The following is a 15,307-nucleotide window of genomic DNA, read 5'->3' on the forward strand; positions in this document are numbered from 1 at the left end:
AATGGTTGATTTCGCCTTTGAGCTTAGGAAGGCTGAGGAAACTGGAAAGATCGTCATGGGAGCCAAGAAGAGCATCCAGTACGCGAAAGTTGGTGGGGCAAAGATGATTATAGTGGCCAAGAACGCCAGGCCCGATATCAAGGAGGATATTGAGTACTACGCCAAGCTCAGCGGGATTCCGGTTTACGAGTTTGAGGGGACCAGTGTTGAGCTTGGAACCCTGCTGGGAAGGCCGCACACGGTTTCGGCCCTCACCGTAATCGACCCCGGTGAGAGCAGAATACTTGCACTTGCTGGGGGTAAGGAGTAATGCCGCTCAAGCTCAATACGGATCAGATCAAGTACATAGCCCTCTTCGAGAGCATGACAGGGGCAACAGTGCTCGACTGTCTCATAGACACCAACAGGAACAGGCTCATCTTCGTCATAAAGAAGGGTGAGATGGGCCTTGCCCTCGGAAAGAAGGGGGCCAACGTTAAGAGAGTGCAGAACATGCTCGGGAAGGACATCGAGCTCATCGAGCATTCGGAGAACCCCGAGGAGTTCCTGAGGAACATTTATAAAAGCCTCGGGGTTAAGGTTAAAAAGATCCACATCACCGAAAAGAGAGACGGAAAGAAGGTCGCCCTACTCGACATAAGCCCGCGCGAGAAGCCTCGCGCGATAGGCAGGGGCGGCCAGAACATAAACCTCGTGAAGGATCTGATGGAGAGACACCACGGTATTAGTGATGTGGTAGTAATCTGAGGTGATGATCATGGCTGGAAAGAAGGCTCCGTACGGAGAGTTTGCCGGAAGGAAGCTCAAGCTCAAGAGAAAGAAGTTTCGCTGGAGCGATATAAGGTACAAGAGAAGGGTTCTCCGCCTCAAGGAGAAGAGCGACCCGCTTGAGGGTGCTCCCCAGGCGAAGGGGATAGTTCTTGAGAAGATCGCCGTTGAGGCTAAGCAGCCCAACTCGGCTATGCGCAAGGCAGTCAGGGTTCAGCTCATCAAGAACGGTAAGGTCGTCACCGCCTTCACCCCGGGTGACGGTGCCATCAACCACATCGACGAGCACGACGAGGTCATCATCGAGGGCATCGGCGGTCCAAAGGGCGGTTCGATGGGTGATATCCCAGGAATCAGGTACAAGGTCGTCAAGGTCAACCGCGTTAGCCTCAAGGAGCTCGTCAAGGGAAGGAAGGAGAAGCCGAGGAGGTGAAGTGAATGGCCAAGCCGCTTACCGAGAGGTTCTTCATCCCGAAGGAAGTCAAGGTCATGGGCAGATGGAGCGTTGAGGATGTAACCGTTGAGGACCCGTCCCTCAGGCCCTACATCAACCTCGACGCCAGAATACTCCCGCACAGCCACGGAAGGCACGCCAAGAAGGCCTTTGGCAAGGCCAACGTTCACATCGTTGAGCGCTTAATCAACAAGGTCATGCGCAGCGGTGCCAGCAGTCACAAGGTCGGCGGCCACTTCATGAGGCGTGAGCACCGCTCCCTCATGAGCAAGAAGATGAAAGCCTACGAGGCCGTCAAGGAGGCTTTCATGATCATCGAGAGGAGAACCAAGCAGAACCCGATCCAGGTTCTCGTAAGGGCTATAGAGAACTCCGCCCCTAGGGAGGACACAACCACCATCGCTTTCGGTGGAATCCGCTACCACATGGCGGTCGATGTTTCCCCGCTCAGGAGGCTCGACATAGCCCTCAAGAACATTGCCCTCGGTGCTTCGGCCAAGTGCTACAGGAACAAGACCACCCTCGCTCAGGCCCTCGCGGAGGAGATCATCGCTGCCGCCAACAGGGACCCGAAGAGCTTCGCCTACAGCAAGAAGGAAGAGACCGAGAGGATTGCCCAGTCCTCACGCTGAGGGCTGGAGACTTTTCTCTACTTTCTCCAAATTTCCCCTTACTCGCTTCCAAACGCTTTTTAAATCCCTTAATCGGAGTTTTTTTGGGTGGTAAGATGATATTCCTAATTGGATTCTCCGGGGATGAAGTGAAGTTGATAAGAGAGGCCTTTGAAGGGGTTCCGGTCTATGAAATACCCAGCTACTGCAGGGACTGGGTTCTTAGCGAAGTTGTTGAAAAGGCGGACTCTCTTAAGGGGAGCGGGAACTGGCACGAACGGAAGTTCTTCCTGATGCACAACCTGAGCAACGAAGAAGTCAAGGAAGCGCTGAAAAAGATGAAGTCCCTCGGCTTCAAAGGAGTCATCTACGCAACCACGACCCCTAACTCCATGACCATGAAGCTCGACGAGCTGATAGAGGAATGGCTTGAGGAGGATGCCTACTTCCGACAGCTCAGGAGGATGAAGAAGGGGCCGTATCTGGACATCGGGGGAGGGCCTGGTTAGATTTCAAGAGGTATACCTTCAGCTTTTACCGTTCTTATGAAGCTGTCGTTCCTCTTTTTGAATTCATCCGGCTTGATGATCACAGGACTTATAAGTTCTCCGTATCTGAGGAGCACATCCGTTACCAGCCCAATTACTTCGTCAAAATCGACATCTCCAACTATCAGAACATCAATGTCGCTCTCCTCATCATAATTTCCTCTGGCGTAGGAACCGAATAGAAAGACCTCATCTATTGAACTTCCAAAACGTTCCTTCAAAAGACTTAAAAACTCGTTAAGGGCCTGAGCTTTCTTGTCCATTTTCACACCCAAGGGATGTTGTGAAGGGTCATTTAAACCCTTCTCCCCAGTATTATACCCTCCGGTAGGAGGGAAATATATAAGTACCCGGAGGTAGGAGGGAAATGGAGCTTCGGGACTATTTAATGCCTGGGGAGTATATTCTAGCGGTTGTTAAAAAGATAGACGCTACGGGCAACTTTAGAAACCTGGCAGTCACAAATAAGCGCTTTATCCTATTTAATACTAAACGCAAGATGATTCCTTTTGGGAAGGATAAGGAGGAAATCTCGAACATGCACTCGATAGTTTTTGAAAATTCTCCTGCGATTCAGATTCTTGAGAATGAAGAGCGTGTTGAGATCTCCATCTGTCGCTTCTTTAACAGAGATTTAATGAAGCAGGTGGAGAAGAATGGAGAGACGTATTACTGTTCTTTCGCATATAGCTTTTCGATATATACTACATTCAATGGACCATCTCTCTCTGAAATTTCCTCTATGATCCGGGAAGCATTAAGGCCACTAATTAAAAGAGAGTTAATTGGAAACAGAGGAAAAGAATGGAAGTCCGTGTCTTACCTATTATTCAGAGAAGACCGATAAGGCGGAAATCTCGATTAAACTTTGATGTCCGCTTTTTATCTCCTTATCAAGCTCTTCCCGACCATATTCCCAGGCTTCTCAACGCCGAAGAACCTCAATATAGTCGGCGCTATGTCCATCAAGCTCGGCTCCTCAAGCTCAACTTTATCAAAGCCCCAGAGTATTAGCGGGACCTTCACCACTGGCTCGTTCATAGAGCCATGCATTCCCTTTACCCAGTGGCTCGCACTCTTAACCCCTCTGCACATCCGGTGGGAACAGAACCAGTAGCCCGGTTTGGCCGAAACTATAAGCTCACCGCTGTTTGGGCTGTCCAAGTGGGGAAGCTCCTCGCGGAAAAAGACCTCCTTAACGCCAGGTGCTCTTCTAAGAACTTCAAAGGCCTCCTCGCTCTGGTTTGGGTCTTTGAGGTAAACGTGGACGCCTCCCCCGGAGGAGACCCTCAGAACTTCGATTCCTCTCTCCCTTAAGTATGTCTTCAGGTTCACCCAAGTGTGGACTTCCTCCTGTCCGTGGTCGGCGAAGATGATGAAGGCGTACTCCTCCTTCAGCCTCTCCCAGAGTGTCCTTACTGCTGTATCAACGGTCTCAACGGCCTTCATTGCACCATCGCTTAGCGGCCCGTGGTCGTGTTGCATCCCGTCTATCGAGGCGAAGTGAACTAGTAGAAGGTCGGGTTTGCACTCCTCATAGAGGTATAGGGCCGAGTTGAGTACCCAGAGGTCTTTCCTCCAGTCACGGCCGTGTTTTCTGTACATCTCGTTGCTCGCGAAGAACGGGGGGAAGATCCTAACGTCTGTGCCGCTGAAGGGTGGCATCGTGTAGCCCGAAACCGAGGCAGTCCTAACTCCTCTCCCCTTCAGAATGTCAACTATAGTGGGGGCCTTGATGACCTTGTGGGGATTGAACGCAACCTCGTATTCGTAGAAGTTAACCTTCCTGTCGGCTATCCTGTCGTAGTAGCCGTTCTCAACTACACCGTGATCCCTTGGCCACACGCCCGTCATGACGCTCGTGTGGACTAAATCAGTCAGCGTGGGAAATATTGAATCAACAACAGCGAAGTGTCCGCTTTCGGCGAGCTCGCTGAGGAAGGGCATGTGCTCAAGGTTGTAGATACCGTTCCCGTCGAGGCTTATGAGGACTAACTTCTTCCTCACTCCTTCTCCCCCTTTTGAGCTTTTTCGATCTTTTCAAGGGTTTCGCTGAGTTTGTCAAGCTCTTCCCTGAGCTTTTTAACTTCTTCCGCCATTCTTTTGAGCTCTTTGACGTTCTCATCCATCTTAATCACCGTCAGCCTGACGTGCACTCCTCACCGCTCGGTGGGATGGAAGGCTCATCATCCGGTTTGGGCAATCACGTTAAAACATTTCCCAGCCACTCGTCTAAAGTTTTCTGCCTTGCGAGCGCTCCGAGGACGTAGCTTCTCTGAAGGTACCTCTCAAAGGGATGCTCTAACCTTCTTCTGATGACATCCAGGGCCTCGTTTAGGGTTTCAAAGCGGCCTATTGGATTGCCCATCGCCTTCTTCACCCCCAGGCGGAGCTGCCAGACCCCAACCGGGGCGTAGTATTCTGGGGTGACCTCTCTGAAGACAACCGCTCTTGCCTGTCTCCTCCTAGCGCGGAGGGCTTCGAGGACGCTCAGGCGGGCGGCGTGATATGCACCCGCTGTTTCCCTGACGTACTCCTTCCTCCCCCGGAAGTCCTCGTAGTCGTGGATCACCCTAGGTTCTTCGGCACCGAAGAGCGAGCCCTTCAGCCAGACCTCCAGGAGCTCAAAGGCGTAGGTTTCAGGCATCAGCAGAACCGTGTAGCGGTTCCCCATGAAGCGGTAGAAGTAGACCTCGTAGTCGTTTATCTCCGGGTAGTGGAGGATCTCGCGCCTTAGGTTCTTGCCTATCGTGTCCTGGACGGTGGTGATGCTCCAGCGTGTTGGTACGAGCCTCTTATCAACGCCGAGCAGTCCCGCGGAGAGGAGCCTTATGATGTAGTACTCGTCGAAGCCCCAATTGTAGAGGCGCATTATTGCTTGCTCAGCCTTCAGCTCGTCGCTCACAACGTAGTCCGTCCTGCGCGGTATCCTCGGGTTCTCCGTCAGCTCAAAATCCAGGAGCTCTGCCTTGGGTCCCACAGGTGGGGCAAACTCGCTGGGAATGACCTTGAGAACCGGCTTTCTCCTGAGGAGTATCTCGCTGTCCACGGGCTTGACGCTCATAGCCAGCTCCTGAACTTCGCTGAGGATTCTTCCGCTCTTTCTGACGCTAACGTCGGCTTTGGTCTCACCCATCACAAGCATGGAGCGGTAGTAGAGGATGTCCTTTATCGTCTTGTTCTCCCACTTGAGCGGATTGTCGAGGTAGTCAGTCTTCCCCTCAATTGGCGGCACAAGGGGGCCTATTCTGACCTTCGGATAGCCGTACTCACCGACGAAGACGCTTGGTGGTGAGGAGCCGAAGAGATGGCGTTTATTCAGCTTCTGCTCCACATTACGAGCTACCCTGAACCTCTCAAGTATCGGGCAGGTCGGCCTTCCGCAGAGGAGCTTTCTGCCCTTGCAGATGGCGCAGAGTTTGGAGTTGAAGAGTTCTGACATCACGCCTCATATAGTTTTTCTCGTTTAAAACTTGCCCCGTGTTTTTGGATAATAAATCCGTTTAACATTTGGGGGACATGTCCTCTGTTGTGTTTTCCTAAACTCTTATATACTTCGATGTACTTAGATGGCCTGAGGTGTTTTTATGTACGGCAACTGGGGAAAGTTTCTGCGCGTCAACCTCTCCACTGGGGAGGTGAAGGTTGAGGAATATGACGAGGAGCTGGCCAAGAAGTGGCTCGGAAGCAGGGGTCTGGCCATATACTACCTCCTGAGGGACATGGATCCGAAGGTCGACCCCCTGAGCCCTGAGAACAAATTGATCATAACGCCCGGCCCGCTGAGCGGTACGAGCGCTCCCACGGGTGGAAGATACAATATTGTTACAAAGAGCCCAGCTACGGGCTTCATAACAATGGCCAATTCGGGCGGCTACTTTGGGGCAGAGCTCAAGTTCGCGGGCTGGGACGGCATAATAGTTGAGGGCAAGGCCGAGAGCCCGGTCTACATCTACATAAAGGACGACCAAGTTGAGATTCGCGACGCTTCCCACCTCTGGGGCAAGATCGTGAGCGAGACCGAGGAGACCCTCAGAAAGGAGATAGGGAGCAAGAGGCTCCACATAGCCAGCATTGGTCCCGCTGGTGAGAACCTCGTCAAGTTCGCCGCCGTTATAAACGACGGCCACAGGGCCGCAGGCAGGGCCGGTGTCGGAGCTGTCATGGGGAGCAAGAACCTAAAGGCGATAGCCGTCGAGGGGACGAAGAGTGTTCCAATAGCCGACAGGCAGAAGTTCATGCTCACCGTCAGGGAGAAGATAAACAAGCTCAAGAACGACCCCGTTGCGGGTGGGGGACTGCCCAACTACGGTACCGCAGTCTTGGTGAACATCATCAATGAGAACGGCCTCTATCCAACCAGGAACTTCCAGACGGGTGTGTTTGAGCTCGCCTACGAGCACAGCGGTGAGGCAATGACCAAGAAGTACCTCATAAGGAACCAGCCCTGCTACGCGTGCCCGATCGGTTGCGGCAGGGTCAACAAGCTTCCGACAGTTGGCGTAACTGAGGGACCTGAGTACGAGAGCATCTGGGCACTGGGCGCTACACTGGGAATAAACGACCTCGCTAGCATCATCGAGGCCAACCACCAGTGTGACGAGTACGGTCTTGATACCATCTCAACAGGCGGAACGCTCGCGGCCGCTATGGAACTCTACGAGAAGGGCTACCTCACTGACGACGATCTTGGAGATGCTCCTCCCTTCAGGTGGGGCAACACCGAGGTTCTCCACTACTACATTGAGAAGATAGCCTACAGGAAGGGTCTGGGAGACAAGCTGGCCGAGGGAAGCTACCGCTTCGCCGAGATGTACGGCCACCCGGAGTTCTCGATGAGCGTCAAGAAGCTTGAACTCCCTGCCTACGATCCGCGTGGAGCAGAGGGACACGGCCTCGGCTATGCAACCAACAACCGTGGCGGTTGCCACATCAAGAACTACATGATAAGCCCGGAGATCCTCGGCTACCCGTACAAGATGGATCCGCACGACATAAGCGACGACAAGGTGAAGATGCTCATCCTGTTCCAGGATTTGAGTGCAGTAATTGATGCCGCTGGCCTGTGTCTCTTCACGACGTTCGGCCTCGGCGCGGACGACTTCCGCGACATGCTGAACGCTGCTCTCGGCTGGGACTTCTCCACGGAGGACTACCTCAAGATCGGTGAGAGAATCTGGAACGCCGAGAGGCTCTTCAACCTCAAGGCCGGCCTCGACCCGCTCAAGGACGACACCCTGCCGAAGAGGTTCCTCGAGGAGCCGATGCCAGAGGGCCCGAACAAGGGCCACGTGGTCCGCCTGAAGGAGATGCTGCCGCGCTACTACGCCCTCCGTGGCTGGACCGAGGACGGAAGGATCCCGCCTGAGAAGGCGAAGGAACTTGGAATAGACGAGTTTATGTGATTCCCTTCTTCCCATTTTTGTCCAGCAAGCTTTTTAACATAATTCCGGCAAAGAGATGGATTAATCAGGTGGTACCATGGTGAAGGTTAAGGTGTTCGCGACTCTCATAGATATCGCTGGAAAGCGTGTTTTTGAAGTAAACGGTCCCCAGACCGTTGGGGAGCTTCTTGATGAGCTTGATGGGTTATTCCCTGGCTTCAAGAAGGAGCTGGAGCGGGGTTTCATAATCCTCGTCAACGGGAAGAACATAGAGCACCTCAACGGCCTTGACACCCCCTTGGGGGAGGAGGATACGGTTAGCATCTTCCCACCGGCCGGAGGCGGTTGAAGTGGCGATAAAGTTAAACCTTGATAGGGAGTATACCTTCACCCTTTGGGACGGGAAGGTCATAGTGAAGCCGAAGCTCGACATGAAGTACCTTTACATAGAGGTCACCAGCCGCTGTAATTTAAAGTGCGAGATGTGCTTCAAGCAGTACTGGGAAGACACCGAGGGGGATATGGACTGGGATCTCTTTATAAAAATCCTGGACGATGCAGAGGAGTTTCCGGAGCTTAAGATGATCTACTTCGGTGGAATAGGGGAGCCCACGGTTCACCCGCGCTTCATGGACATGGTTCGCGAGGTTAAGAGGCGCGGCTTTGCGCTGGGCATGAGCAGCAACGGGACCCTGATGACCGATGAAATGCTTAGGGAGTTCGCGAAGCTAGGCGTTGAGCTGATATACTTCTCCATGGACACGGTTCCAACTGCTCAGAACGCCATAACCCTCGGCCATCTTGCCGCTGCAGCAACCGCGGACAGGATAAGGAGGCTCGTGAAGTACCGGGAGGAGTACGGAACTCACAGACCTAGTATAGGGGTTGAGGTGGTCGTTACGAAGGAGAACTACAGACAGCTACCCGACATGGCCCGCTTCCTCCTCGATCTTGGCGTGGATTCCATGCTCGTGTCGAACCTGCTCCCCCTAACTGAAGAGCAGACGAAGGACATCGTCTACGATGGAAGCGTTGATATGAAACCCATCCTCGACGAGCTCTACAAGATCGCGCACAACGGGCTCTACATAAAGCTCCCGTACTTCGAGCTGAAGACTGAAAGGAGCTGCGACTTCGATGAGAACAACGTTGCAGTTGTCAGATGGGACGGGGAAGTTGCCCCCTGCTACCGCTTCCTCCACAGCTACTACGAATACATATTCGGTCGTAAGAAGAAGGTGAACGCATACTCCTTCGGCAACGTGAAAGAAAAGAGCCTCGCGGAGATATGGACGAGCGAGAAGTACACATGGTTCCGCTTCACCATGAAGAACTACATGTATCCCTCCTGTACCGACTGCCCGCTGGTTGATGCCTGCGACTTCGTCAAGACGAGCGACATCGACTGCTGGGGCAACGAGCCGAGCTGCGCCGACTGCCTCTGGGCCAGAAGAATAGTTCAGTGCCCGATACCCCAGCACAACTTCGGTAAGTTCTACTGAAGAGGTTCCAAAAAGCTTAAAAACCCTCAGCGGCTCATATACCTCGGGCGCAAAATGCCGCGGTAGCCTAGCCTGGTAGGGCGCCGGCCTGCTAAGCCGGTGGGCGGTGCCCACAGGGGTTCAAATCCCCTCCGCGGCGCCAAAAATCTTCTTGGGATCAATGCCGGGATAGCCTAGAGGTGAGGCGGTGGACTGCAGATCCGCTTTACGGGGGTTCAAATCCCCCTCCCGGCTCCAGGTTTCTCGATTTTCAGTGTTTATGGAGTGAGTAGAAATGCTTTTCAATAAATATCGTTTCAAAACACGTAAACGGTGGGAGAGGCTAAAACCTTCTCCTCCTTCCTCCCCACCTTCTTCGGTACTCGCTCTCCAGTTCCTCGTTTCTGAACTCTTTGGGGGTTTTCTCGCTGAGGGATGACCTCCTCACCTCCACCCCAGCGTCCTTGGCTATGTACCTGAACTTCCTGAGCTCGCCCGGCTGGAGGAATGTTATGGCTCTTCCCCTCTTACCCATTCTTCCCGTTCTCCCAATGCGGTGGATGTACTGCTCCGGGTTCATTGGGATGGAGTAGTTTACGACGTGGCTTATGTCCCGAACGTCCAGACCCCTGGCCGCGACGTCCGTCGCGACGAGTATCCTGGTCCTCCTTTCTTTGAACCTCTTGAAGGTTCTTTCGCGGGCTGCCTGGTTCATGTCCCCGTTGAGAGCTTCTGCACTGTAGCCGTCTCTCCTGAGCCTCTCGCTCAGCTCACGGGTTTCCCTTTTGGTCTGGCAGAAGATTATGCCGTAGAAATCCTCGGTGAGAACTTCCCTGAGCTTTCTGTACCTCCTCGCCGGAAGGACTTCCACGTACTCTTGGTCGACCATCTCTGGAACAAGCTCGTCTCTGCTGACTATCACGACCTCGGGGTTCCTCATGTACCTCTTCGCCAGGAGGAGGATCTCCCTCGGCATAGTAGCTGAGAACATCAGGATGCGCTTTTCCTCGGGGGTGTTCCTCATTATGCTCTCTATGTCATCGATGAACCCCATGTCGAGCATCCTGTCGGCCTCGTCGAGGATGAAGAACTTGACCCCGCTCAGGTCGATGGTGCCGCGCCTTATGTGGTCGAGAACCCTTCCTGGAGTTCCGACGACGACGTGCGTTCCCCTCTCAAGCGCCCTTATCTGGGGCCCTATCGGCTGGCCGCCGTAGACAGCGTAAACGTAGACCCTCTTCCTCCCGCGGAGGCTTTTGATTTCATCCGCCACTTGGAGGGCGAGCTCCCTGGTGGGCGTGAGGATTATCGCCTGAACGTTTTTCTCCTTGGGGTCTATCGCCTCTATTATCGGAAGCGCAAAAGCAGCTGTCTTCCCGGTCCCGGTCTGGGACTGGCCGATTATATCCTTCTCGCCCGAGAGAAGCAGGGGTATGACCTCCCTCTGAATGTCCGTTGGTCTTTCAAAACCCTTTTGCCTGACGGCCACTAGGGTGGCCTCGGATAAACCTAACTTTTCAAAACTCATTTTTCTAACTCCTTGTACGTTGCTCAAACGCATTCCTCCTCAAACGGAACGCGCCGAGAAGAAACGCGGTCTGGCGGGCCGGGGGGGATTCGAACCCCCGACCACGGGATTAAGAGTCCCGCGCTCTAACCATGCTGAGCTACCGGCCCTCAACCCGAAACCATAGACGGGAAGTTGCTTTATAAATTTTTTGGTTCCTTTGAGTGGAGCGGAGACAGAAAAATTTATAAAGGCCGCTCAACCCTTATAGTTTGGCAACGCGGGGGTTGCCGAGCCTGGTCAAAGGCGCGGGATTGAGGGTCCCGTCCCGTAGGGGTTCCGGGGTTCAAATCCCCGCCCCCGCACCATTCAGCCCTTTGCTTCGCAAAGCGCTGGCGGAAAACACTGTGCTCTTCTGAAAATTAAATTTGAGCGGGGTTTGCGCATTACTTGCTGTTACACAAGTGTTTGCCTTCAACAAGGCGTCCTGTGGACGCCAGAACAAAAAACAAACCTCTTAAAAGACTGATTTTAAAGTTAAACCCCTGCTAATGCGTCACAAAAAGAGTGCACGCTTGATGCTTAGCATTTTAGGAGGAGAGCATTTTTGATTAAACCTTGTTTTAACGCACGGGACGGTAGTCTCGTTGAGTTTGATCAAGGCTTGTGGTTCCTTCTAAAATTGCTCTTCTACGAGGATTTTCACGATATACGGGCTAAAAACAGGCGAATTCCCGTAAGTATCGCTCAATTAGAAATGAGTTTTCCCACCTTAACGCCCTTCGGGCGTCGATTATAAAACAAACTCACAGCTGACAAGCAAATAAAAGTAGAATTCACACCAGAAACGCCAGTACCAAAGAGAAAACATCTTCCCAACAGCTTACAAGAGGAACCACCAACTTTTATGAAACTTTGCTTTCAAAGTTTCAGCGTCGCTTTCACTCGTTCAAGCATCCTTAACGGATGGCGGAAAAAGAGCGTGCTTTCTGAAAATGTAAATTTGAGAGGAGTTCGCGCGTTACTCGCCTTTCTAACAGTGTTTGCTCCCATAGAGAAAATAAAAACGGTCAGTTTTCACTTTTCCCCGAATATCTCCTGCTCTATGAGCCCAACTATGTCTTTGTGGATGTCTTCGATGCTGTTCTGGGCGTTGACTATTCTCATCTCCGGGAACATCTCGGCGAGCTTGAGGTAGTTCTCGCGCACCTTCTTCTGAAGCTCCACTATTTTATCGAACTCCGTCTTTATGCTCCTGCCGTTTATGCGCTTCATGCTCTCCTTAACCGGCAGATCCAGGAGTATAACGAGGTCCGGCCTGATTGCAAACCTGTTGAGGTCTATAAGCCACTCGAGGTCGAGTCCCCTGGCCCACTGATATGCGAGCGATGAGTAGAAATACCTGTCTGAGATCACAACTTTCCCAGCATCTAGGGCGGGTTTTATAAGCTTGTGAACGTGTTCAGCCCTGTCGGCGGCGAAGAGAAGTGCCTCGGCTTCATGGCTTATCCTGGCACCGTCGATTATGCCCTCCCTTCCACCCGTCAGAACGAGCCTCCTGATGAGCTTTCCAAAGGCCGTATCTGTCGGCTCCTTCGTGAGGATTACCTCGTACCCCCTCGTATTGAACCATTCCGCCAGCATTTTAGCCTGTGTTGACTTACCGGCGCCATCGATGCCTTCCATGACCACAAAAATGCCCACTGCTCTTCACCTCCGGTGATGGAATGGGGTGGGAAAGGGGCCTTTTAACGCTTTGCCCCGGATAAAAATTCCATCGCGAAAATCAAATGTTCTTCTTGAGGTAGTCCGCTAGGCTCCACATGCTCCCGAACTCGGTTTCTTCTCCATCAATGTGGAGCTCAACAACGCCATCCGGCCTAAAGCGCAGGCCGAAGTCGTAGTTTTCCTTCTTCAGCTTGTGGAGAAACACCTCCTTCGGCTTGGGAGGAAGGTAGCTGGTCATCATGTCGTTTATGATCTCAACTTCCATGCCGAAAGCCTCCGAGAGCCTCGGGAAGAAGAGAACCGCGGGCGTGTTCATTGCATCGACGAGTACCCTCTTCTCAAGCTTGAGGCGGTACTTCTTCAGAAGATCGTTCATGAAATCATCCAGGGCGTTGGGATAGTAAACGGTCGCTCCAATGTCGCTTGGATGGGCGTCTATGAAGCTCCTGCCCTCAAGTACGGTTTTTATCTCGTCCACGTCCAGGCCGCTTACTTCAACCCTCACTCCACCGTAATAGTAGACGTAGGCAAGTGGCAGGCCCTTCTTGTGGGCGAAATCCTTGAGGGCTATAAGAGGGATTAACCTGACGTCCATTATCGTTGATCCGGTGCTCACTATTCCAACCACCATGGCCCTCTTCCCATACCTGGAAAGAGCCCTTCCGTCCCTACCGACTATTGTTGTTCCGTGGGCGATGGTTCCTATGGCCCTGCCCAGAAGGGCGAGTTCCTCCGGGTTGAACTTCTCTGAGTGGTACAGTTCCATACATTCACCCCCGTGTATCACCATGAGTGTTATCCTTTTTCAAGGTTTTCCTTAATACAAAGGCGATGCCCATGATAAACTTTGTGGTTCAATGTCCTTAAATATCCTACGGAGTACTCACCATCACCGACAAACTATTTAATACACTCTCCCAATGATCCCCGGAGGCGATACCATGGAGCCCCTTGAAAGACTTGAGAAGCTCCTCGATGGAGAGCAGTTTGAGAAGATAAAGTCCATAGACAATCCGGAACTTCACGCTTTTTTGGCGGAGTGGATTGAGTGGCTTGAGCCCGATAGGGTTTTCGTCTGCACAGACAGCCCGGAGGATGAGGCCTACGTCAAATGGAAGGCCCTGTACTACGGCGAGGAAAAGATGCTCGAGATGCCCAACCACACCGTCCACTACGACAACTACTACGACCAGGCCAGGGACAAGGCAAACACCGCCATCCTCACTCCGGGCGGAAAGCCCCTTCCCTATCTCAACACCAAGGACCGGGAGGAGGGCCTTAAGGAAATACGCGAGCTGATGAAGGGCATAATGAAAGGGAAGGAACTCTTTGTGTGTTTCTTCGTTCTCGGGCCCAGGAACTCGATATTCACGATCCCAGCCGTCCAGCTCACAGATTCGGCTTACGTTGCCCACTCCGAGTTCATCCTCTATAGGAAGGGCTACGAGGAGTTCAAGAGACTGGGCAGGAGTGCAAGGTTCTTCCGCTTCGTCCACAGCGAGGGCGAGCTCGACGAGAGGAAGACGAGCAAGAACCTCGACAAGAGGAGGGTGTACATCGATCTTGAAGATGAAACGGTTTACTCCGTCAACACCCAGTACGGCGGCAACACGATCGGCTTGAAGAAGCCCGCCTTCCGCCTCACCATCGCCAGGGCCGTCAATGAGGGCTGGCTGAGCGAACACATGTTCTTGATGCGCGTGAACGGCCCGCACGGCAGGAAGACCTACTTCACCGGCGCCTATCCGAGCATGTGCGGAAAGACATCAACCGCCATGATAAGCTGGGAGAACATAGTAGGTGACGATCTAACCTTTATCCTGCCGGTCAACGGCGTGGCCAGGGGAGCGAACGTTGAGAAGGGAGTCTTTGGAATCATCCAGGGCGTCAACCCGGAGGACGATCCGATAATCTGGGAGATTCTTCACTCCCCCGTCGAGATAATCTTCTCAAACGTCCTCGTCAAGGATGGAAAGCCCTACTGGAACGATATGGGCGTTCCTATTCCGGATGAAGGTGAGAACCACAGCGGAAAGTGGTGGAAGGGCAAGAAAGACGCCGAGGGCAACGAGATACCTCCGAGCCACAAGAACGCGCGCTTCACCGTCTCGCTCGAGCACTTCCCCAACGCGGATTTGGAGGCCCTTGAGAGCCCGTGCGGCGTTGAGGTTGGAGGAATGATATTCGGCGGCAGGGACGCGGACACGTGGCCTCCTGTTAGAGAAGCGTTCAACTGGAGGCACGGCGTAATAACAATGGGTGCCGCCTTAGAGAGCGAGACCACCGCGGCAACCCTCGGAAAGGAGGGTGTTAGAGCCTTCAACCCGATGGCCATCCTCGACTTCATGAGCGTTCACCTCGGAGACTACATAAGGAACTACCTCGACTTCGAGAAGCGCGTTAAGAAAACGCCGAAGATTTTTGCCGTTAACTACTTCCTCCGCGAAAACGGGAAGTGGCTCAACCACAAGCTGGACAAGGGCGTCTGGCTCAAATGGATGGAGCTTAGGGTTCACGGCGACGTCGATGCGATAGAGACGCCCATCGGTTACATCCCGAAGTACGAAGACCTGGCCAGGCTCTTCAGGGAGGTCCTCAACAAGGAGTACACGAGGGAGGACTACGAGATGCAGTTCAAGATAAGGGTTCCTGAGCTTCTGGCGAAGATAGACCGCATCGAGGGGATATACAGGAAGCTCGACAACGTGCCTGAGGAGCTCTTCCAGATTCTCGAGGAGGAGAGGAGGAGGCTCCTCGAAGCTAGGGAGAAGTACGGCGACTACATAAGTCCATTCGCCCTTGAAGGGGTGTGAAGTCTTCTTTTTT

17 protein-coding genes and 4 tRNA genes are annotated in these 15,307 nt (G+C 53.1%); 13 read left to right on the forward strand and 8 right to left on the reverse strand.

Translation table 11 applies throughout. The features are described from left to right. Window position 1: 1 nt before the first annotated feature. The 5 genes from A3L09_RS02985 to A3L09_RS03005 all read left to right on the forward strand — a co-directional run bounded on the left by A3L09_RS02985 (window position 2) and on the right by A3L09_RS03005 (window position 2,342). Window positions 2-310: a 50S ribosomal protein L30e gene (locus A3L09_RS02985; protein ID WP_088857558.1), complete on the forward strand. Its 309-nt coding sequence runs from the start codon at window positions 2-4 to the stop codon at window positions 308-310. Beyond that, window positions 310-747 carry a NusA-like transcription termination signal-binding factor gene (locus tag A3L09_RS02990; protein WP_088857559.1) on the forward strand — a complete coding sequence of 146 codons (438 nt, stop codon included), beginning with the start codon at window positions 310-312 and terminating at the stop codon, window positions 745-747. Before A3L09_RS02985 ends, A3L09_RS02990 begins: the two co-directional genes overlap by 1 nt. 10 nt (window positions 748-757) lie before the next feature. Then, window positions 758-1,201, forward strand: a complete 444-nt coding sequence (locus A3L09_RS02995) for a 30S ribosomal protein S12 (protein ID WP_014122317.1) — start codon at window positions 758-760, stop codon at window positions 1,199-1,201. Window positions 1,202-1,206: 5 nt separating this feature from the next. Beyond that, window positions 1,207-1,854 carry a 30S ribosomal protein S7 gene (locus A3L09_RS03000; protein ID WP_088857560.1) on the forward strand — a complete coding sequence of 216 codons (648 nt, stop codon included), beginning with the start codon at window positions 1,207-1,209 and terminating at the stop codon, window positions 1,852-1,854. Between the two features lie 95 nt (window positions 1,855-1,949). Beyond that, window positions 1,950-2,342 carry a DUF3783 domain-containing protein gene (locus tag A3L09_RS03005; protein WP_088857561.1) on the forward strand — a complete coding sequence of 131 codons (393 nt, stop codon included), beginning with the start codon at window positions 1,950-1,952 and terminating at the stop codon, window positions 2,340-2,342. Here A3L09_RS03005 and A3L09_RS03010 read toward each other — a convergent pair. Further along, window positions 2,339-2,644, reverse strand: a complete 306-nt coding sequence (locus A3L09_RS03010) for a nucleotidyltransferase domain-containing protein (protein ID WP_088857562.1) — start codon at window positions 2,642-2,644, stop codon at window positions 2,339-2,341. The two genes, A3L09_RS03005 and A3L09_RS03010, sit on opposite strands and share 4 nt — an antisense overlap. Window positions 2,645-2,748: 104 nt before the next feature. Here A3L09_RS03010 and A3L09_RS03015 point away from each other — a divergent pair, with 104 nt between their 5' ends. Continuing rightward, window positions 2,749-3,228 carry a hypothetical protein gene (locus tag A3L09_RS03015; RefSeq protein WP_088857563.1) on the forward strand — a complete coding sequence of 160 codons (480 nt, stop codon included), beginning with the start codon at window positions 2,749-2,751 and terminating at the stop codon, window positions 3,226-3,228. Window positions 3,229-3,263: 35 nt separating this feature from the next. Here the strand turns inward: A3L09_RS03015 and A3L09_RS03020 are convergent, their stop codons facing one another. Genes A3L09_RS03020 through A3L09_RS03025 form a run of 3 tightly spaced genes read right to left on the reverse strand, consistent with a single transcriptional unit; the run spans window position 3,264 to window position 5,823 of the window. Then, a complete protein-coding gene (locus A3L09_RS03020) occupies window positions 3,264-4,388 on the reverse strand; it encodes an alkaline phosphatase family protein (protein ID WP_088857564.1) in 1,125 nt (374 codons plus the stop codon). After that, complete coding sequence (locus tag A3L09_RS10830; RefSeq protein WP_157727189.1) at window positions 4,385-4,537, reverse strand: hypothetical protein; 153 nt, start codon at window positions 4,535-4,537, stop codon at window positions 4,385-4,387. Before A3L09_RS10830 ends, A3L09_RS03020 begins: the two co-directional genes overlap by 4 nt. A gap of 47 nt (window positions 4,538-4,584) precedes the next feature. Then, on the reverse strand, window positions 4,585-5,823 hold the full coding sequence (locus A3L09_RS03025; protein ID WP_088857565.1) for an Nre family DNA repair protein: 1,239 nt from the start codon (window positions 5,821-5,823) through the stop codon (window positions 4,585-4,587). A gap of 145 nt (window positions 5,824-5,968) precedes the next feature. On the opposite strand from A3L09_RS03025, the gene aor reads away from it, so the two are divergent. The 5 genes from aor (at window position 5,969) to A3L09_RS03050 (ending at window position 9,504) form a co-directional block, all read left to right on the forward strand. Continuing rightward, window positions 5,969-7,786: an aldehyde ferredoxin oxidoreductase gene (gene aor, locus A3L09_RS03030; RefSeq protein ID WP_088857566.1), complete on the forward strand. Its 1,818-nt coding sequence runs from the start codon at window positions 5,969-5,971 to the stop codon at window positions 7,784-7,786. 76 nt (window positions 7,787-7,862) lie between these two features. Next, the gene (locus A3L09_RS03035) at window positions 7,863-8,114 is read left to right on the forward strand and encodes a MoaD/ThiS family protein (protein WP_198362285.1); all 252 of its coding nucleotides are present in this window, start codon (window positions 7,863-7,865) and stop codon (window positions 8,112-8,114) included. An 82-nt stretch (window positions 8,115-8,196) separates the two neighbouring features. Continuing rightward, window positions 8,197-9,267 (forward strand): tungsten cofactor oxidoreductase radical SAM maturase, encoded by a 1,071-nt coding sequence (locus A3L09_RS03040; RefSeq protein WP_394335190.1) that lies wholly within the window; start codon window positions 8,197-8,199, stop codon window positions 9,265-9,267. 56 nt (window positions 9,268-9,323) lie between these two features. Beyond that, window positions 9,324-9,409, forward strand: a tRNA-Ser gene (locus tag A3L09_RS03045). Window positions 9,410-9,429: 20 nt separating this feature from the next. Continuing rightward, window positions 9,430-9,504, forward strand: a tRNA-Cys gene (locus A3L09_RS03050). A gap of 85 nt (window positions 9,505-9,589) precedes the next feature. On the opposite strand, the gene A3L09_RS03055 is transcribed toward A3L09_RS03050, so the two are convergent. Then, window positions 9,590-10,774, reverse strand: coding sequence for a DEAD/DEAH box helicase (locus A3L09_RS03055; protein ID WP_088857567.1), 1,185 nt, complete (start codon window positions 10,772-10,774; stop codon window positions 9,590-9,592). A 71-nt stretch (window positions 10,775-10,845) separates the two neighbouring features. After that, window positions 10,846-10,923 (reverse strand) — tRNA-Lys (locus A3L09_RS03060). A gap of 110 nt (window positions 10,924-11,033) precedes the next feature. Between A3L09_RS03060 and A3L09_RS03065 the strand changes: the two genes are divergently transcribed. Next, window positions 11,034-11,121: transfer RNA gene (locus A3L09_RS03065), tRNA-Leu, on the forward strand. A 709-nt stretch (window positions 11,122-11,830) separates the two neighbouring features. On the opposite strand, the gene tmk is transcribed toward A3L09_RS03065, so the two are convergent. Next, window positions 11,831-12,457: a dTMP kinase gene (gene tmk / locus A3L09_RS03070; RefSeq protein ID WP_088857568.1), complete on the reverse strand. Its 627-nt coding sequence runs from the start codon at window positions 12,455-12,457 to the stop codon at window positions 11,831-11,833. Between the two features lie 82 nt (window positions 12,458-12,539). After that, the gene (locus tag A3L09_RS03075; protein WP_088857569.1) at window positions 12,540-13,247 is read right to left on the reverse strand and encodes a phosphohexomutase domain-containing protein; all 708 of its coding nucleotides are present in this window, start codon (window positions 13,245-13,247) and stop codon (window positions 12,540-12,542) included. Window positions 13,248-13,422: 175 nt separating this feature from the next. Here A3L09_RS03075 and A3L09_RS03080 point away from each other — a divergent pair, with 175 nt between their 5' ends. Further along, the gene (locus A3L09_RS03080; protein WP_088857570.1) at window positions 13,423-15,294 is read left to right on the forward strand and encodes a phosphoenolpyruvate carboxykinase (GTP); all 1,872 of its coding nucleotides are present in this window, start codon (window positions 13,423-13,425) and stop codon (window positions 15,292-15,294) included. Window positions 15,295-15,307 lie beyond the last annotated feature (13 nt).

It is taken from the genome of Thermococcus profundus (assembly GCF_002214585.1).
GTDB lineage: Archaea > Methanobacteriota_B > Thermococci > Thermococcales > Thermococcaceae > Thermococcus > Thermococcus profundus.